We start from the raw sequence: 19,201 nt of genomic DNA on the forward strand, positions 1-19,201 counted from the left end.
TGTCGGGTACAGTGCCGTATAATCGGCACATCCGTTCTCGCGATGGGGATCTGTCATGAACCGCCACGTTCTTTCTCTCGTGCTCGGCCGTGTGATCGTAGCCGTGATCACGCTGCTCATCGTGTCGTTCACGGTGTTTGCGGCAACGGAAATGCTGCCCGGCGACGTGGCGCAGATCCTCCTTGGTCAAGCCGCAACACCGGAAGCGGTCGCGGGTCTGCGCGCCGCGATGCATCTCAACGATCCGGCGATCTTGCGTTTCATTCGCTGGCTTGCCGGCCTTGCCACCGGCAATCTCGGCATTTCCTACGCTAACAACATGCCGATCGCCGATCTGATAGGCGCCCGGCTCGGAAACTCGCTGAAGCTTGCGGCTGCCACCACCCTGTTTTCCGTGCCGATCGCGCTGACCCTTGGCATTACCGCGGCCATGCTGCGCGGCTCCCTCTATGACCGCATCGTGACGGTGGTCTCGATCGGCGTGATTTCCGTGCCCGAATTCATGGTCGCGACATCCGCTGTGCTGATCTTTGCCGTCTATCTCAAATGGCTGCCGGCGCTCGCCTTCGCCAATGAGATCCACTCCTTTTCCCAAATGCTGCGTGTCTTCGCGATGCCGGTCATCACGCTGAGCTTCGTGATATCGGCGCAGATGATCCGCATGACCCGGGCAGCCGTCATCGAGACGCTGAATACGCCCTACGTGGAAATGGCACTCCTGAAGGGCGCCTCGCGCCCGCGCATGGTCCTGAAACACGCATTGCCGAACGCGCTCGGCCCGATCGTCAATGCAGTGGCACTTTCGCTGTCCTACCTGCTTGGCGGCGTCATCATCGTCGAAACGATCTTCAACTATCCCGGCATAGCCAAGCTGATGGTGGATGCTGTCGCCACCCGGGATCTGCCGCTCATTCAGACCTGTGCCATGATTTTCTGCCTCGTCTATCTGCTTCTGATCACCATCGCCGACATCATCGCCATCATGTCCAATCCGAGGCTGCGCTGACCATGGCTCTTACCGCACTCACCCCTCGCCGGTTCGGCTTTCGATTTAACATCGTCGGCATGCTCGGCCTTGCGGTCATCCTGGCCTGGGCGCTGGTCGCCATCTTCGCGCCGCTGCTGATCCCCTACCCGATCGGCGACATCGTTGATTTCGATTATTTCGGGCCGATGTCTGCCAAATTCTGGCTCGGCACCGATTATCTCGGCCGTGATATTTTCTCCCGCATTCTCATGGGTGCGCGCTACACTGTCGGCATCTCGCTTGCCGCCGTCTGCATTGCCTGCTTCGTCGGCGTCGCGCTCGGCATGATCGCAGCGGTGATCGGCGGCTGGTTCGATAGCGTGCTCAGCCGCTTTCTCGATGCGCTGAACTCCATCCCGAGCAAGCTCTTCGGCCTTGTGGTCGTCGCCGGCGTCGGCTCGTCGATCCCGGTCCTGATCATGACGCTCGCCGTCATCTACACGCCGGGCGCCTATCGCTTCTCGCGGGCGCTTTCGGTCAATATCAACACCATGGATTTCATCACGGTCGCCCGCGCCCGCGGCGAAGGGGCGCTCTATCTCATTCGCTCCGAAATCCTGCCCAATATCCTTGGGCCGGTCATGGCCGATCTCGGCCTGCGCTTCGTCTTCATCGTGCTGCTTCTGTCGGGGCTCTCCTTCCTCGGCCTCGGCGTGCAGCCGCCAAACGCGGATTGGGGGGCGCTGGTGCGCGAAAACATCGGCGGCCTGCCCTTTGGCGCCCCCGCGGTCATGTTCCCGAGCATCGCGATCGCTAGCCTGACGATCAGCGTTAACCTGCTGATTGACAACCTTCCCCAGAAGATCCGAGACCGGAGCAATTAATGGCCAAACTCGTCGACATTCGCGACCTGAGGGTCGAGGCCAAGACGGATGCCGACCGCCAGGTCGACATCATCCGCGGCGTCAGCTTCGATATCCAGGAAGGGGAAATCGTTGCCCTCATCGGCGAAAGCGGCTCTGGCAAGACGACGATCGCGCTGACCCTGATGGGCTACACCCGGCAGGGCTGCCGGATCAGCGGCGGCCAGGTCCTGCTCGCCGGCAAGGACATGGCAAGCCTGCCCGAAAAAGCCAGGGCTCGCATCCGCGGAACCGAAGTCGCCTATATCCCGCAAAGTGCCGCGGCAGCCTTCAATCCGGCGCAGACTATCATGGAGCAGGTGATCGAAATCACCCGTATCCACAATCTGATGCCGGCCGGAGAGGCAAGGACGCGCGCCGTCGAACTCTTCAAGGCGCTGAGCCTGCCGAACCCGGAGACGATCGGTGCGCGCTACCCGCATCAGGTTTCGGGAGGCCAGTTGCAGCGCCTTTCAGCCGCGATGGCGCTGATCGGCAATCCGAAACTCATGATTTTCGACGAACCGACGACGGCACTCGACGTGACGACGCAGATCGAGGTTCTCCGAGCTTTCAAATCGGTGATGAAAAAGGGCGGCATCGCCGGGGTCTACGTGTCTCACGACCTCGCTGTCGTGGCGCAGGTCGCCGACCGGATCGTCGTTCTGAAGGGTGGCGAAGTTCAGGAAATCGGCGAGACCGAGCAGATCCTCTCCGCACCCGCTCATCCCTATACGCGCCAGTTGCTGGATGCCTTCGAACCGAAGCTCTACGCCTCCCCGGCTTCGGCCGAGCCTGAAACGATACCCGCCTTGCTGGAGGTTACGAACGTCGTGGCGGGCTATGGCGCCATCCAGCCGAACGGTCTGCCGGCAGCGACGGCTCTCAAATCCGTGAGCCTCCGGCTCGATGCCGGCCGCAATCTCGGCGTCATCGGCGAATCCGGCTGCGGAAAATCGACGCTTGCCCGCGCCATAGCCGGCATCCTGCCGCCGGTTTCCGGAAATATTACCTTCAACGGAAAACAGCTTGCCGCCGATGCCCGGCACCGGAAGCGCGAAGAGCTGCAAAAGCTGCAGATCGTCTTTCAATTTGCCGATACCGCGCTCAATCCTGCCAAGTCGATCGGTGAAATACTCGGGCGCCCGCTTACCTTCTATCACAATCTCGGCCGCAGCGAGCGCGAGGCCCGCATCGACCAGCTCCTCGACATGGTCCACCTGCCAAAAGCCCTCAAGCATCGGCGCCCGCCGGAACTGTCCGGTGGCCAAAAGCAGCGCATCAACCTTGCGCGGGCACTTGCGGCCGAGCCGAAGCTCATCCTATGCGACGAGATCACATCAGCCCTCGATACCGTCGTTGCCGCTGCAATCCTCGACCTCCTGAAGGAACTGCAACGCGAACTCGGGCTCTCCTACATCTTCATCAGTCACGATCTGTCGACGGTGCAAGCGATCTGCGACGAGATTGCGGTGATGTATGCAGGCGAGAAGATCGAGCAACTCGCATCCGCCGATCTAGCAGGCGGCGCCAAGCACCCCTATTCCAAGCTGCTCTTCTCCTCCGTGCCGAAGCTCGACACTGGCTGGCTGGATAGCCTGGAAGAAAATCCCGAGCTGGCGCACGCCTTTGCAAAACGCTGAGGTGCGGTTCGGCACATCGACCGCCGAGAGATGGCTCAAACCGGAAACAGGCTGGTGAGCGGCATATGCGCTTTGACAATCGGCGATTTCAGCACGACGAAGCTGAAATATTTGTCGATGCCGATTTCCATGTCGATCAGGCGTTCCATGGTCGTCTGGTATTCGGCAATCCCGGCGGTCACGAACTTCACCAGATAGTCATAGCCTCCGGAAACGAGATGGCATTCCACCACAGAATCCACCTTCTCGACCGCCGCAAGAAAGCGCGCGAAATCGATCTGGCGATGATTCTTGAGGGTGACCTCAGTGAACACCGTGAGCGTCTGCCCGAGCTTGGCGATGTTGATCTGCGCCGAATAGCCAACAATGTAGCCTTCCGCCTGCAGTTTCTTGACCCGCATCAGGCAGGGACTCGGCGAGAGGTTGACGAGTTCGGCAAGTTCCACATTGGTGATGCGGCCGTTTTTCTGCAATTCGTAGAGGATCTTGATGTCGATCCGGTCGAGTTTCATCGGCACGCTCCAATTTCGCGGCGACAGGTACCACCTGGCGGAATAATCTTTTGTCATCTTATGCGGAAAGCCTTACTTAGCAAGGGAAATCGAGCTTCTCCGCATCAATATAACCTCGAAAAATCCTGAGCTTAGCACAAGTATTCGCCTTAGCCGCACGCGACAGAAGGAAATGCTGTCCGCTGGCGATCTGCAGCATTTGCGCGGGGAAAGCTCGACTAGAATGCTCGCTTGTAACCTGGAGAGTGCCATGCCCGCCCCGCTTCTGCACATCGAAACCACCCCCGCGCTGCCCGAGAAGGCCGATGTCGTGGTGATCGGCGGCGGGATCGTCGGGACCTTCGCCGCCTACTATCTCGCGCGGCGGGGCTTGAAGGTCGCGCTTCTCGAAAAGGGGCGGATCGGGGCCGAACAATCCAGCCGAAACTGGGGATGGTGCCGTCAGCAGAACCGGGATGCCCGCGAACTGCCGATGGCGACGAAGAGCCTCGCTCTCTGGGAAGATTTCGGCAAGGAAAGTGGCGAGGATACCGGCTTCAGCCGCTGCGGCCTGCTCTATCTGAGCAACGACGACACGGAGCTTGCCGGCTGGGCGAGCTGGGGTGAATTTGCCCGCGGCGTCGGCGTTACCACCCATATGCTTGATCAAAAGCAAGCAAGCGAATTCGGATCGGCGACCGGCCGGCGCTGGAAGGGCGGCGTCTTTTCCCCGACCGACGGCACCGCCGATCCGTCGCGCGCTGCCCCGGTGGTCGCCCGCGCCATCATGGCGCTCGGCAGCAGCGTTCATCAGATGTGCGCTGCCCGCGGTCTTGAGACCGAAAGCGGCCATGTCAGTGCCGTCGTCACCGAGAAAGGCACGATCCGAACCCGGATGGTGGTGATGGCCGGCGGCGCCTGGGCATCGTCCTTTTGCCGGCAGCTCGGCATCCGCTTTCCGCAAGCCTCGATCCGTTCCTCGATCCTGTCGGTCGCACCTGGCGCCCAAGGTCTGCCGGCGGCGCTGCATACGGCCGCGGTTTCGGCCACGCGCAGAGGCGACGGCGGTTACACGCTTGCGATCAGCGGCCGCGCCCGCGTCGATCCGACATTGCAACAGTTTCGTTTCGCCCGCCATTTTGTGCCGATGTTCGCCAAGCGCTGGCGCAGCCTCGCTGCCGGCGGCTTTGAGGGTCTAAAGGGTGGGCACGAAACTTTGTCGCGCTGGCGGCTCGATCGACCGACCCCGATGGAGCGGAACCGCATTCTCGATCCTCGTCCGGATCGGAAGCAGATCGAATTGACCCTTGAGCGAGCACGAGCGTTGCTTCCAGCGCTTGCCAACACCCCCGTCTCGGCCGCATGGGCCGGCTATATCGACAGTACGCCCGACGGAGTTCCCGCGATCGGCGAAATCCGGGCACTGCCCGGACTGGTCCTGGCAGCAGGCTTCAGCGGCCACGGCTTCGGCATCGGCCCAGGCGCCGGCCATCTCGTCGCGGACCTTGTCACGGCCGCAAAACCGATCGTCGATCCAAAGCCATATCATCCGGATCGGCTGAATGGCTCGTCCTGGGGCGAGGTCGCGGAATTTTGACAGCTTCACAGATGTGCCGGCGGCGCGTAATATGACCCGCCGCCGGCACCGGAATTGTGCCCGCAAGCATCAGCGCAGAAAATGTGAACGCCAGTAGCCGTAAGTCCCGCAGCCTGACGATGGTTGCTCTTTGACATGGCGTCGTCGCAAGCAGCTCGATCTATAATCCTTGCTGACTTGCCTAGCTTTTTCGTGCGGAGATGGAATTTTTTGGTCTCACTCTTGGAACCGAGCGGCACGACCATCGTTTGCCTAACTTCACCTGAAGGACAAAGGAGGATCAGAATGAGCGCTCTCGCATGGGAGGCACCCGTCTCCGTCATTGTCAGCAGTGGGAAACAAAAGGCCGTCAAAGGCCCGGCCGAAGCTGTGGGGTGCCTGGAAAGGGAATGGCCCATAGCCGACGGCGTGTTTCTAAGGGAAGCCAAAAAGGTCTGCAGCGCCGCGCTTGAGCACGAATGTACGGCGAGCGAAGCGCGTGACGCCTTTGAAATGGCCTCGATCGAGGCACTTCTGGTTCGCCGCTGAGGCTATTTGCCGATCGCTCTCGCGCCGCCAACGACACGGCAACCTGTTCAAGCCTCATCGACATCTCTCCCTCATAGCGTGAGCTTTGGCCGCACTAGGCCGAGCCGCGCCATGTCGCTGCCGCTGTCATCGGGCGTCGGCGTAGTCGATTCTCCGGCATCATGCTCCGGCTATTTTGGCCACTATCGGGAGGCGACTAGATCGCGCCGCCTTCCGCGGAACGTTTTTTGCAAGGTTACCGAAGTCTTTATGTTTCGGAGGTAATGCGTTTTGAAACGAAACACCTTGCGGCCCTTCCCCGCCGTGACGCTCGTGATGGGAGGCGCGGAGGGCTATCGGCGCGTCAATTCGGTACAGGATGCGACCGAGACGCTGCTGGAACACTGGCCGATTGAAGATGGCGAAGAGTATGTGACCGCCGTACGAATATGCCTCGATGCGATGATGGGTGTGGTCTGTGTAGAAGCAGCGCGAGAAGCATTCATCAAGGCGGCGAAAGAAGCCGGAGTAGCTCTATTGCAGTGAGATCAGGGGCAGCTCCTCATTTTGTGGGGTGCGGCCTGCTCCGTCGCATGCAGCCGTCAGTCCGGCTGTACGAATTGTCGCACGACATGAAATCGCGGGAACCTAAGCGCTCGATATTGGTTTCATGCCTGCGGGTTGCTTGCCCGTAGCTCACGGTGCACCACGCCGGCCACTGGAGCGTGAGCCCGCCGCGACTACCGACTCCCGGTCTGCGGCGGGCTTTTCTTCGCGGCTATCGGCTCTTACGAAAGCCGCAGCCGGATTTCACGGGGCAGCCCCTCATTCGCCAACCTTTATCCGCATCAAGGCTGTCACCGCTATCGTTAGGCCCCATCTCTGCTGGGCCGCCTACGATTGAGTTAGAATCACCAAGGTCTCCGGCAATACTCCGTCATACTCCATCGCATCCGCCGCTTGCTTGGACTTCATAAATTCCGCCAGGCGGCCCATGTCGGGAACGTCCATGACCAGGCCAACTCGGTTGGACGCTTGTGGATCAACAAACGTACGAATGTTTGTGCAGCCGAGGGGTTCGAAAACCTCTTTGCGGCGCGGTGAAGTGAGCCAATGTTTGACGTCTTTGACGTCGTGATAGGCCAATATGGTAGGCATAGCATCCTCCTCTCAAAGCCAAATGGAACACTACGCCGCGATTGATCACATTGATATTACCCGGATGGGCGGGGGTCGTCGTCCGCAAATGGCAAAGATGTCGATGTTCTCGTCTGCTTGCGGCCCATAGCGGCCGTAGACCAGTCACCAAGGAGAGCTTTCGCGCCTAAAAGCGGTCATGATCGCATTTGCTACCGAACTCCGTTCATATGATGCTCAGGAACGAACAGCTTGTGATTGAGCAATGCGATCATTAGCCGGACAAACTTTATAAAAAGCTGAAATTAACGTCACAAGGGGCTGTGCTGCGCTGCGGAAAATGTTATCCCTCTAACGTAAGTACGGAGGAATATTGGCTCTGTTGGAGGAGACAGCCGAGCACAACGGAAGAGGTTTCCGATGCCCAATTCAGTTCTCAATGCACTAGGCCAACCGCTCTATTACAGCGGAACTTCGACAAGTTGGTTTTCCGCTACGGGCTCCGGTCCAACTCTTTACGGCACGGCTGGAAATGATTCGATCTGGGGCGACGCCTCCGTCAACGTCACGATGGTGGGCGGCACTGGAGACGATATCTACTATCTCTATTCGAGCATCAACCATGCGTCCGAAGCGCCTGGTGGGGGCGTAGATACCATCAATACGTGGATGGACTACACTCTGCCTGACAATTTCGAGAATCTCACGGTGACCGGCAACGGCCGCCATGCCTTCGGCAACAGCGCCGACAACATCATCACCGGCGGCACAGGCAGCCAGACCATCGATGGCGGTGCAGGCAATGACGTCCTGACCGGCGGAGGCGGCGCCGACACCTTTATCTTCACCAAGGGCAATGGCAGCGACCTCATCACTGACTTCAGCAGTGACGACAAGGTGCGCCTGAACCAATACGGGCTGACGTCCTTCGATCAGGTCGTCAGTCACCTCAGCCAGCACGGCGCCAATCTGCAACTCGATCTCGGCAACGGCGAGAGCCTGGTTTTTGCCAACAAGACTGCTGCCGACCTGAGCGCGGACCAGTTCCAGCTCGGACTCGACCGCTCCGCGCTCACGCAGACCTTCTCGGACGATTTCAACACGCTTTCGCTTCATCAGGGCACGCAAGGCACCTGGGATGCGAAATACTGGTGGGCGCCTGACAAAGGCAGCAGCATGACCGGCGAGTTGCAGTGGTATATCAATCCCTCTTATGGCCCGACCGCATCGGTCAACCCATTTTCCGTTTCCAACGGTGTATTGACGATTTCAGCCCAACCGACGCCCGATGCGCTGAAATCACTTCTGGACGGGCATAACTATACGTCCGGCATCCTGACCACCCATTCTACCTTCGCCCAGACCTATGGATATTTCGAGATGCGAGCCGAGATGCCGCATGATCAGGGCACATGGCCGGCTTTCTGGCTTCTGCCGGAAGACGGTTCCTGGCCGCCGGAACTCGATGTCGTGGAAATGCGCGGGCAGGACCCGAACACGGTCAACGCCACGGTTCACTCGAATGCAACGGGCCAGCACACGATACAATCCATTCCGGTGCAAGTTCCCAGCACCGATGGTTTCCACAATTACGGTGTGCTGTGGGATCAGGATCAAATCGTCTGGTATTTCGACGATGTGGCCATCGCGCACACCGCAACACCAGCCGATATGCACAGCCCGATGTATATGCTGGTGGACCAGGCCGTTGGCGGCACAGCCGGCACTCCGACGGCCAGCCTGACAGACTCGGAGATGAAAATCGATTACATCAAGGCCTATCAACTAAACGACCATCTCACGCAGACGGCCGCGGCAGCGGCTGCCCATACTCCGGACTGGCATATCTGATAGGACTTTAAGCTCAGCGCAGTCGTTCATAACGGCTGCGCTTCTACTTGGCGCATTCGCTTATGCAACGCCTCAGAGGAACGCCTAGTCCTCTCTGAAGGCGCGCTTTATCTGATCGGTCATCGGCTTGGTCAGATAGGCGAGAACGCTTCTTTGGCCGGTCTGCATGAATGCTTCCACCGGCATGCCCGGAAGGGGCGTCAGCTTTCCCAATCGATCCCATTCTTCCTTCGGCACTTTTGCGCGAACGATGTAATAGCTAAGCCCCGAGTGCTGGTCGGTCGTCAAATCCGCCGAAATGGTTTCGACGTTCCCATTCAGTTCGGGTGTAATGCGCTGGTTGAAGGCGGAAAATCGCAACGCGACCACCTGGCCGACGGCGATCTGATCGATGTCCTGCGGCGGAAGCTTAAGTTCGGCGACCAGCGCATCCTTGTCGGGAACGATCTGCATGATGGTTTCTTTCGGCCCGATCACGGCGCCGGCCGTATGGACACTCAACTGGTCGACAATGCCTGCCTGCGGCGCCCTTATGTCCACTCTTTTGAGATCGTCCTCGGCAGCGATCAGCCGTTCCGAAAACTGACCGGTATCGCTTTCGGCCTGCCGTAGCTGGTCGGAAACCTCGGAGCTGTGGTCATCATCGATCTGAATGATCTGAAGTTCGGTTTCGGTAATTTTGCCGTTGGTTTGAGCGATCGAGGAAACAAGGTTTCCAAGCTCTCCCGTCAGGCGAGCGCTGTCCCTTTGCAGCGAATAGACCTTGGCCGCCGGAACAATGCCTTGATCGAACAGCCGCTGAAGGCTGTTTAGCTCCTTGTTGACGAGCTCAATCTCGATCCGCTTTCCCTTCTCCTGCGCGACGAGACCATCCACTTCCTGTTTCAACTGCTGGATTCGCTCTCGGAGCTGAGACTTCTGGCCCTGTCGCGATGCCAACCGGTCGCCGAACAGTTGCCGCTCGCCGGCAAGCACGCTTGCCACGCCATCGTTGCCGGCGCTGGACAGCAGATTTGCCGGAAAGCTGATCGCACTCTTATCGTCGCGCTCCGCGGCCAGACGCGCCGTTCTGGCGGAAAGCTCATTCAAACGCTTTCTGATAATGCCGAGATTGGCTCTGGTTTGCGTGTCGTCCAGGCGGATCAATATCTGGTCGGCATCGACATGATCGCCATTCTTCACGCGGATTTCGCCAACGATCCCGCCCTTGAGGTGCTGAACGCTTTTTACATAGCTGTCGACGACCAAGGTTCCGGAGGCGATGACCGCCCCCGAAATCTTCGTTGCTGCCGCAAGACCGCCCAGAACGCCAAAAAGGAGCAGAATTGTCGCGAGCACGAACGTGGAAAGGCGGCGGATCGCGCGCTCGGTGGAAGGCAGACCTGTGTTTTTCATCCGCTCACATCCTCGCCGGCTATCATCAAACGCACCGGTCCCGGCCCCGAATGCCTCGCGGATGTGCCAAGAATCTCATCCTTGGGTCCGAATGCCTGTAACTGGCCGTTGGCAATGATCGCGACCTTATCCGCGGCGGCCAGAGCGCTCGGCCTATGAGCGACGACGATGGCTATGCCGCCCCGTGCGCGGATACCTAGCAAGGCCTTGGTCAAGGATGCCTCGCCTTCGGCATCCAGATTGGAGTTCGGCTCGTCAAGAACCACCAGGAACGGATCGTCATAAAGGGCCCGGGCCAAGGCAATGCGCTGCCTCTGACCGGCGGAAAGTCGCGAGCCGCCCTCGCCGATGACCGTGTCGAAGCCATCCGGCAGCTTGACGATCATGTCGTAGACACCCGCCGCCTTCGCCGCCGCGATAATCGGTCCAGGCTGCATGTCATTCGCGAAGCGGGAAATATTCTCGGCTATCGAACCGTCGAACAGACCGACATCCTGGGGCAGGTATCCGATATGGCGTCCCAGATCGCCTTGCTCCCATTGCGACAAGGCTGCCTGATCGAGCCTGATCGAGCCGATGATCACCGGCCACAATCCGGTGATCGCTCTGACGAGCGACGATTTTCCCGAGGCACTGGGGCCGATCACGCCCAGCACCGTGCCCGCCGATATCTGGAACGAGACATTGCGCAGGATGAAATCGCGGCTCCCGGGGGAGGTAAGGCTTATGTTTTCGACGCTGAGGTTCTTTTGCGGTGCCGGCAGGGCCATGGCCCGATGCTCGTTGGGGATCAGATCCAGCAGCTTGGCGAGGCGCGACCAGCTTTGGCGCGCGGCGACAAAACCCTTCCATTGCCCGATTGCAAGCTCCACCGGAGCGAGCGCGCGGGTGACCATGATCGAACTGGCGATGATGATGCCGCCCGTCGCCTCCTGTTTGATGACAAGGATCGCGCCGACGGCCAACACGGCGGATTGCAGCATCATCCGCCATATCTTCGCGATCGTGGTCAGCGTGCCGACGATATTACCGGCGGAGAGCTGATTTCCCAGATAGTCCTCGTTCATGGCCATCCATTTCTCGATCAGGCGGCCGCTGAAACCCATTGCGACCACCGCCTCCCAGTTTCGTCGCGCGGCTTGCGCAAAGCTGAGACGAGCCGCGGAAGATTTCGCGGCTTCGAGAGCTGGCTTTTGTGAAAGGATCTCCGCCAGCGCTGTCAGGACAATGAGCAGGATGGCGCCGCATAGGGCGGTAAAACCGATCCAGAAATGAAACAGAAAGCACAGAATGAGATAAAAGGGCATCCAAGGCAGATCGAACAATGCCGTCGACCCGCCGCCGGACAAGAATGATCGGACCTGTTCCAAATCGCGGACGGACTGCAGCCCGTCATCGGGCGCCTGCATTTTTGTCGGCAGAAGAATGAGCGAACCGAAGACCTTCCGATTCAGCCGTTGATCGAGAGAGACGCCCACGCGTGCGAGAAGCATCGAGCGCAGCAATTCCAGGGCTCCCTGGAATATGAAGAGGGTCGCGGCGATGATCGCGAGGCCCGCCAGCGTTGGAAGGCTGCGGCCCGGAATGACCCGATCGTAAACCTGCAACATGAAAAAGGAGCCAGTCAGCGCCAGTATGTTGATCGCAGCGCTCGCAATGGCAATGCTGAAAAACGCCTTTCGAAGGGACGACAGCATCAGCAGGATGAATTTCTGCGGCGGTTCTTTCGGGACAGCAGGCACGTTGCTTAGATCCTTAACTTATCGTCGCACGCGGCAGAGATGCCCCTGAAGCTTCTCAACGCTGTTCTCTTGCCGGGTGTCCGAAGCTTGGAATGCGCGCGACGAACCGGGCAGCATCCGATGAGAACGACGGCACTTACGCCGTCGCGATTAAGCCTACAGCCTAGAAATAGACTGCTTCACAACAAAGCTTCGACCATCCTTCGTATTTTACGAAGTCCAAATTTGCCTCGCTTTCAAGCTCGGTAAATCCCATCCTAGCGTTTCGCACTATGTCTCCTTTCGGCACACATGGTTCCCTTGCGTCAGGTATGCGGTCAGACATGGCCTAGCGGCGCTCGTCGTCAAGGCTGCAGAGCGCTTGAGCGGAGATCATGATGCGGACATTGCGTTGATTTGCCGCAGACAGGAGCCTCTTCGAAATCCATTGCTGTCGCTCCCTCAGGTTTTCGACCTCCGTCTGCTCAAGTCTGTTAAACTGGAATGGACTGGGCGTCGGCATTCAGTTCGACCGGGCATGAAAATCAGACATCAACTGCGGGAGGGACAAGCATGAAGACCTTCGACGCGATTATCGTCGGTGCCGGGCAAGCAGGGCCATCCCTGGCCGGACGTCTTGCGGCTGCCGGCATGACGGTGGCTCTGATCGAGCGGAAATTCGTTGGCGGGACCTGCGTCAATGCCGGCTGCATGCCGACCAAAACTCTGGTTGCCAGCGCTCGGACCGCCCAAGTGATACGGCGAAGCGCGGACTACGGCATCCGCACGGATGGCGGGCTACTGACGGATATGGCGACCGTCGAGAAGCGCGCGGCTACCGTCACAAACAACGCCAGAAATTCGCTCACGAACTGGCTCACGTCAACGGACGGAATTTCCTTGATATGGGGACACGCCCGCTTCGAGAGCGCAAAGACCGTCCGCGTCGGGGATGAAACGCTGACCGCGCCGCGCATCTTTCTCAACGTCGGCGCAAGGCCGGCCATTCCTCCGCTGCCTGGCCTCTCAGACGTAGAGTTCCTGACCAGTACCTCCATCATCCATCTGACGGCCCTGCCACGCCATCTCGCCATCATCGGCGGCGGCTATATCGGCCTCGAATTCGCGCAGATGTACCGGCGCTTCGGCGCGGACGTCAGCATCGTCGAACGCGGCCCGCGATTGGCCCCGCGGGAGGATGACGATATCTGCCAGGCGATCGGTGACGTTCTTCGCGCCGAAGGCATATCGATTCATACGAATGCGCAGGATATGAAACTATCGAAGAGCGGTCAAAACATCCGCATCTCGACGGCGAACGGCAATCCGGATGTCGAAGCAAGCCATCTCCTCATCGCCACGGGACGCCAGCCGAATACCGACGATCTTGGCCTCGCGGAGGCCGGTGTGGCGCTGGACAGCAAGGGCTATATCGTCGTCGACGATCATCTCTCCACCAACGTCGACGGCATATGGGCGCTTGGCGATTGCAACGGCCGCGGCGCCTTCACGCACACCTCGTACAATGACTTCGAAATCGTCGCTGCGAATCTCCTGGACGGTGAAGACCGGAAGGTGAGCGAACGCATCCTGGCCCATGCGCTCTATATCGACCCGCCACTCGGACGCGTCGGCATGACAGAGCGGGAAGCGCGAGCGACCGGGCGGGCGATCACGGTGTCGACCATGCCGATGAGCCGAGTGGGCCGCGCCATCGAAAAGGGGGAGACACAAGGCCTGATGAAGGTCGTCGCCGACGTGGAAACCGGACAGATCCTGGGCGCCGCAATCCTCGGCGTGGAAGGCGACGAGGCAATCCACGGCTTCATAGACGCGATGCATGCGCGCACGCCCTATCCGGTTCTCAAATGGGCCGTGCCGATCCATCCCACGGTGTCCGAACTCATTCCGACGCTTCTTGGCGGGCTGAAATCGGCTTAGGAAATCGCATCCAAGCCATGGCCGAGAAAATTGAGCGGACTTTAGCTGCGACTTGGTTTTCAGCCTGTCTTGCCGATTTCGGCAACAGCACTTGAAGATCATGTTCCTCCGAGCCGATTGCCTTGAACAACCGTGCAAATCTGACGGTTGGCTTGGGATTCGAAGCCGGAGCGTGAGATCGACGCCCTGCAGGTAAAGCCGCCGTTCGATTTTGCAATTTCGATGGTCTGGTAACGCGAACGACCCCTGTGATCAGTCCATTCCCGAGCCAATCCGTTTCCTGTCCATTTGAATGGAGTAGCCCCGCCAGAATTGTCTGAGCCAGGAGTTATATCACTATGGCGTGGTCCACGGCGCGAATTGCCGCTGACCTCGGTATGAACGAATAGTCGCCCTTGTGACGATACATATATCGCCTGTGTCCAGACTAGATTTACGGTCTGATGCCGATGCCGCCTCCCGCCCTCGATCACTTCCGTGTATTGCATTACAATGGAATGCCCTCTTAGCTGAGTTTGAAGAGCGCTTTGACCGAATGAGGCACTCGGCGTCAGAACAAGCGAGACGGCAACCACGAATAGTCCAAGCCGATACATAATAGCCCCCGAAAATTCCGGATTCTGTATTTAGTATCCATTCCGAGTCCTATAAATGTACTCCTTAATTCGGCAACCACAAGAGGCGCTAACCACGCCTATGGTCAATAACACCTTGAATATACTGGTGTCGGTAAGAAGAGCAGACTGCGTAGACGTGCTCACCATTATATGCTCCGAGTTATTTTGCAGCCAACTCGTCATCTGTTGGGCAAACGCATCTCATCTGACCATCATCGCCATTTTCTAAAACCATGAAGTGAGATATACTTTTGGCGTTGGCATTTTGATTGTGGTGCCGGTTCCCTATTCTGGCAAGGACGCCTGCACTGCTTCGAGAGTTCTTGGGGGAGAACATCTATGTGGACGCGTCGCGCATTTCTTCTGCAATCTGCGTTGGCATTGGCAACGACTGTTCCGGCTCGGGCGTCCGACGACACCTGGGAGTCTTTGCTAAACGAGGCCATCCAAACTCATAACCCAATCACACTTGGCCGGATTCTCCCTCCACCTTCCTCGCCTCTCTGGAAAGAAGCGCGAGAGCAGCTTGATCAAGCGTCCAAAGCTCGGCGTCCGTATGACATTGCCAAGTATTTTGTCACGTCCCTCCCGGCAAAGTTTCAAACCGCCTGGCCTGAGCCAAATCCAGCTCATCCCACTCTCGCCAATCCCTTAATTGTTCTTTTCTTTCTGTCCACGAAGACCAAGCCCGTCGGCGACAAGACGCCCTGGTGTTCGGCTTTTGTGAACTGGTGCTTGCAAAATGCTACACCAAAGCTTCCGGGCACCAATGATCCCGGCTCTCAATCGTTCATTAGAAACAACGGCTGGGGCGCGGAAGTATGGAATAAGACTGAGGGTTGGCCCCCGAAAGAAGCGCAGCAGGGCGATATAGTCGTTTTTACGGATAAATCAGATCCAGCCCATGGCCACGTTGCATTCTTTAACGGCGTCACCCCTCACCAACCAAATCACGTCGATGTCTTGGGTGGAAATCAATTCAATAATGCGGGTCTGCATACTTTCAGCGTAAAGTCATTGAATATTTACAATCAGTTGGAGCTTGTCTCTATTCGCACGAAGAAAGGCCTCCGGGATGTTTAGGCTCTGGCCTTCAGGCCGTGCCGTACTCCAGATCATTACCCTGTCCCTGAGTCTATATAGCTGCCAAGTACTAGCTCAGGATCGCAAAATGACCTGGAGCGTATCCCCCACATATGAAACATCACAAAAGGGATCCACTGCCTTAATTATCAAAGATTCATCCGGAGTTGACAGAACAATATATGACGAAAGTTACGCGGTACTAATAATAGAAGAACACTATTCCAACGGCTGGTCATCGCCAATTATCCAGGGCGAACGAAGTGCTTCCATCATCAGAAAGGCGCTCGAAATTCGAGGCTATCACGTCTTAGTTTGGCGCGATCTAAAAGGCGAACAATTTCAAACCACGCTGAATGAAATACTTTCAAATATCGGCTACAGAAACGGGAGCCGCCTCTTTTTTTACTATTTTGGCCACGGAACCGTATTGGGAACCGTTGACGATGACGAAGGCCCCCGAACATTCTTGGTTCCCATTGACGCAGCGGACCCCAGTATGGATCAACAGGCATTTTATCGGTCGGCAATTCCCATATCCAGGCTAACGGAACTTGCCTCTGCAATGACGATCAAGCATGCCTTCTTTGCGCTCGAGGCTTGTAATGCTGGCGGAATCATTTCGACGCTTGGCCTGCCTCCGCCACCGAATGCGATGGGTTATATCTTCGGCGAGACTGTGAAGAAGCACGTTCGGCAATTTCTGACTGCAGGTAACGAGCGCGAGGAAGTTCCGTCTGGGGTATTTAGCGCGTTGCTTGTAGGGGCGTTCGACGAAGGAAGCCGAAACAGCGATGGCTATGTTACAGGATCGGACGTGATTTCCTATGTGACCCGCCATACACCGCAATACACCAAAGATATTCCGCTCAATCCAGCATATGGATCTATTCCCCCAACAGGGGGCGGGGATATGATAATTGGCCCTTCGATTGCCAAGCTCGATACATCTGTTGAGACCGGTATTCGACCCGACGCTTCGGATAAATCGACGGTTATTTTGGAGCCTGGCGGTCAGAAATCGGCGCAACCGCCGGTCCGTCAAAAATCGGCGGTTGGAGCGGCGCCACGTCCCCAGGTGCCGCCGAATAATCCACCCAGGCGCAAGACACGAGTAGTGTCTCAACCCACGCCGTCTAAACCATTGCATCACTCCGCAGACGTCGCGAAGCCCAAATCATCGGCGAATTGCTTTAAGTTTAACGGTCAGACTTTTTGTGAATAGCTGAGATGATCAATCCGCAGGGGATGGGAAATGACCCATACCCTGCGGAGAGCGTCAATGACGCGCGCCGCCATCCCTCACAGAGCCAACATGCCGCAGAGAGGCTGAACGTCCGCCTACTGCAGCGCTTTTTCCATGAGCCGCGCCAGCCGCTCGGCGAAGGCACGGGGATCGGCCGGTTTGTCGCCGTCCAAAACGCGTGCTTGATCGAGCAGCAGGAATGCCGCGTCGTCGCGCAGGGATGGTTGATCGCTTCTGGCGGCGATGGCCTTCACGACCGGATGATCCCCATTGATCTCCAGGATCGGCTTTGCGCCGGCCTGCAGACGGCCGGCGCCCTGCAGAATTTTTTCGAGCTGGCGATCGTAGCCCTGTTCAGGAGCGACCAGGCAGACGGCACTTTCGATCAAGCGGTCCGACGCACGCACGTCCGACACTTGGTCGGCGAGCTTCTCCTTCGCAAAATCGATGAATGCCTGAACCTCAACCGGTGCCGTCTCACTTGCCGGCGCGCCCTGCTCGACCTTGCTGAATTGCGCCAGATCGGCGGACCCCTGCGTGATCGACTTGAAGGTCTTACCCTCGAATTCCGGAGCATTGGTGACCCAGAAGCTGTCGACGGAATCCGTCAGCAGCAGAACCTCGATGCCGCGGGCGCGAAAACCCTCGAGCTGCGGCGATGCCTTCAACTGCTCCAGGCTGTCGCCGACCAGATAATAAATCGCCTGCTGGCCATCCTTCAGGTCTTTGACGTAATCGGCAAGCGAGCGATACCCCTCGCCGGACGCGGTCGTGCGAAAGCGCGACAGCGCCATCAGTTGGGTGCGCCGCTCAAAGTCTTCATAAATGCCTTCCTTGATCAGGCTTCCGAACACTTCCCAAAGCTTGAGGAACGCATCACTGTCATTTTCGGACAGCTTTTCGATGGCCGTTATGATCCTGTTGGCGACGCCCTTGCGGATCGAGGCAAGGATTGCGCTTTCCTGGATCATTTCGCGCGACACATTCAGCGGCAGATCGGCGGTATCGACAAGGCCGCGCACGAAGCGAAGATAGCGGGGCAGCAATTCCGCCTCGTCGGTAATGAAGACCCGCTTCACGTAAAGCTTCATGCGGCCCTTCCGATCGGGATCGAAGAGGTCGAACGGCTGCGAGTTGGGCACAAAGGCGAGTGCGGAATATTCATGGCGGCCTTCGGCACGGAAATGCACCGTGAGCGCCGGTTCGTCATATTGGCCGGAAATCCCGCGATAGAAGTCCGTGTACTCTTCGCTGGTAATGTCGTTTTTCGATTTGGTCCAGAGCGCGGTGCCGTCGGTGAGCTGCGTTGCTTCAGAACCGGGCTTCTCCGCGATCCTGATCGGAACCGGCACATGGCCCGACTGCTCCTTGACAATCCGCTCGATGGTCCAGCGGGACGTGTAGCTCTTGGCATCGTCCATCAGATGCAGGGTAATGCGCGTGCCGCGCGACGGCGCCTCGCTGACATCGATCGGGCTGACGCTATAGCCGCCCTTGCCGTCGGAAGACCAGAGCCAGGCATGGTCCGCACCCGCACGGCGCGACACGACATCGACGCGATCGGCGACCATGAAGCAGGAATAGAAGCCGACACCGAACTGTCCGATGAGCTGCGCGCCCTCGCCCTGCTTGTTTGCCTCGATGCGCTCCATGAACGCCCGCGTTCCGGAGCGAGCGATCGTTCCGAGCGCTTCGATCATCTCGTCGCGGCTCATGCCGATGCCGTTATCCTCGACGACTACCCTGCCGCCCTCCTCATCGAGCGTCAATACGATGCGGCTGTCGGGATCGCTGGCCACCAGTGCCGGCGTGGCGATGGCCTCATATCGAAGCTTTTCGCAGGCATCAGCCGCATTCGAAATCAGCTCCCGTAAGAAAACATCCTTATCCGAATAGACGGAGTGAACCATCATGTGCAGAAGGCGGGCAACGTCGGCCTCAAAGACGTGGCTCTCAGCGGAATTTTCTGCGGTGGTCGTCGTCATGGTGCGTCTGGTCTCCTGAGAATGTTAAAAGTCGCGCCGAAGAGGTGGCGGAAGACGCGCAAAAATTCAAGAGCCGTCATCCGCGCCACCTGGCGAACCAACCGCCGATTTCGGCCGC

General features: G+C 58.3%; 15 protein-coding genes. 10 read left to right on the forward strand and 5 right to left on the reverse strand.

Translation table 11 applies throughout. The features are described from left to right. The first annotated feature begins 55 nt into the window (after nt 1-55). Genes QA648_RS26490 through QA648_RS26500 form a run of 3 tightly spaced genes read left to right on the forward strand, consistent with a single transcriptional unit; the run spans nt 56 to nt 3,512 of the window. Nucleotides 56-1,006 carry an ABC transporter permease gene (locus QA648_RS26490; protein ID WP_104827172.1) on the forward strand — a complete coding sequence of 317 codons (951 nt, stop codon included), beginning with the start codon at nt 56-58 and terminating at the stop codon, nt 1,004-1,006. 2 nt (nt 1,007-1,008) lie between these two features. Beyond that, nucleotides 1,009-1,851: an ABC transporter permease gene (locus QA648_RS26495; protein WP_260304144.1), complete on the forward strand. Its 843-nt coding sequence runs from the start codon at nt 1,009-1,011 to the stop codon at nt 1,849-1,851. Beyond that, nucleotides 1,851-3,512, forward strand: a complete 1,662-nt coding sequence (locus tag QA648_RS26500) for an ABC transporter ATP-binding protein (protein ID WP_283051653.1) — start codon at nt 1,851-1,853, stop codon at nt 3,510-3,512. The genes QA648_RS26495 and QA648_RS26500 overlap by 1 nt, the downstream gene beginning before the upstream one ends. Before the next feature lie 35 nt (nt 3,513-3,547). Here QA648_RS26500 and QA648_RS26505 read toward each other — a convergent pair whose 3' ends face one another. Next, nucleotides 3,548-4,024 carry an Lrp/AsnC family transcriptional regulator gene (locus tag QA648_RS26505; RefSeq protein ID WP_028752029.1) on the reverse strand — a complete coding sequence of 159 codons (477 nt, stop codon included), beginning with the start codon at nt 4,022-4,024 and terminating at the stop codon, nt 3,548-3,550. A gap of 250 nt (nt 4,025-4,274) precedes the next feature. Between QA648_RS26505 and QA648_RS26510 the strand changes: the two genes are divergently transcribed. The 3 genes from QA648_RS26510 (at nt 4,275) to QA648_RS26520 (ending at nt 6,653) form a co-directional block, all read left to right on the forward strand. Further along, nucleotides 4,275-5,600 carry an FAD-binding oxidoreductase gene (locus QA648_RS26510; protein ID WP_283051657.1) on the forward strand — a complete coding sequence of 442 codons (1,326 nt, stop codon included), beginning with the start codon at nt 4,275-4,277 and terminating at the stop codon, nt 5,598-5,600. Between the two features lie 285 nt (nt 5,601-5,885). Then, nucleotides 5,886-6,128, forward strand: coding sequence for a DUF982 domain-containing protein (locus QA648_RS26515; protein WP_104827176.1), 243 nt, complete (start codon nt 5,886-5,888; stop codon nt 6,126-6,128). Nucleotides 6,129-6,398: 270 nt separating this feature from the next. Then, complete coding sequence (locus QA648_RS26520; RefSeq protein WP_104827177.1) at nt 6,399-6,653, forward strand: DUF982 domain-containing protein; 255 nt, start codon at nt 6,399-6,401, stop codon at nt 6,651-6,653. A 348-nt stretch (nt 6,654-7,001) separates the two neighbouring features. Here the strand turns inward: QA648_RS26520 and QA648_RS26525 are convergent, their stop codons facing one another. Next, nucleotides 7,002-7,265: a hypothetical protein gene (locus QA648_RS26525; RefSeq protein WP_046610246.1), complete on the reverse strand. Its 264-nt coding sequence runs from the start codon at nt 7,263-7,265 to the stop codon at nt 7,002-7,004. A gap of 399 nt (nt 7,266-7,664) precedes the next feature. Between QA648_RS26525 and QA648_RS26530 the strand changes: the two genes are divergently transcribed. Continuing rightward, nucleotides 7,665-9,095, forward strand: a complete 1,431-nt coding sequence (locus tag QA648_RS26530; RefSeq protein WP_260304147.1) for a family 16 glycosylhydrolase — start codon at nt 7,665-7,667, stop codon at nt 9,093-9,095. A gap of 84 nt (nt 9,096-9,179) precedes the next feature. Here the strand turns inward: QA648_RS26530 and QA648_RS26535 are convergent, their stop codons facing one another. Next, entirely contained in the window at nt 9,180-10,490 is a 1,311-nt protein-coding gene (locus QA648_RS26535) for an HlyD family type I secretion periplasmic adaptor subunit (RefSeq protein WP_260304148.1), read from the reverse strand. Then, the gene (locus QA648_RS26540) at nt 10,487-12,232 is read right to left on the reverse strand and encodes a type I secretion system permease/ATPase (protein WP_283051664.1); all 1,746 of its coding nucleotides are present in this window, start codon (nt 12,230-12,232) and stop codon (nt 10,487-10,489) included. The genes QA648_RS26535 and QA648_RS26540 overlap by 4 nt, the downstream gene beginning before the upstream one ends. 552 nt (nt 12,233-12,784) lie before the next feature. On the opposite strand from QA648_RS26540, the gene QA648_RS26545 reads away from it, so the two are divergent. The 3 genes from QA648_RS26545 (at nt 12,785) to QA648_RS26555 (ending at nt 17,077) form a co-directional block, all read left to right on the forward strand. Next, complete coding sequence (locus QA648_RS26545; protein WP_283051666.1) at nt 12,785-14,152, forward strand: FAD-containing oxidoreductase; 1,368 nt, start codon at nt 12,785-12,787, stop codon at nt 14,150-14,152. Between the two features lie 956 nt (nt 14,153-15,108). Then, complete coding sequence (locus tag QA648_RS26550) at nt 15,109-15,852, forward strand: CHAP domain-containing protein (protein WP_283051668.1); 744 nt, start codon at nt 15,109-15,111, stop codon at nt 15,850-15,852. Nucleotides 15,853-15,940: 88 nt separating this feature from the next. Beyond that, nucleotides 15,941-17,077, forward strand: coding sequence for a caspase family protein (locus tag QA648_RS26555; RefSeq protein WP_283051670.1), 1,137 nt, complete (start codon nt 15,941-15,943; stop codon nt 17,075-17,077). 116 nt (nt 17,078-17,193) lie between these two features. On the opposite strand, the gene htpG is transcribed toward QA648_RS26555, so the two are convergent. Beyond that, nucleotides 17,194-19,083 (reverse strand): molecular chaperone HtpG, encoded by a 1,890-nt coding sequence (gene htpG, locus QA648_RS26560; RefSeq protein ID WP_283051672.1) that lies wholly within the window; start codon nt 19,081-19,083, stop codon nt 17,194-17,196. Nucleotides 19,084-19,201 lie beyond the last annotated feature (118 nt).

The sequence above is a fragment of the Rhizobium sp. CB3171 genome (assembly GCF_029714265.1).
GTDB lineage: Bacteria > Pseudomonadota > Alphaproteobacteria > Rhizobiales > Rhizobiaceae > Rhizobium.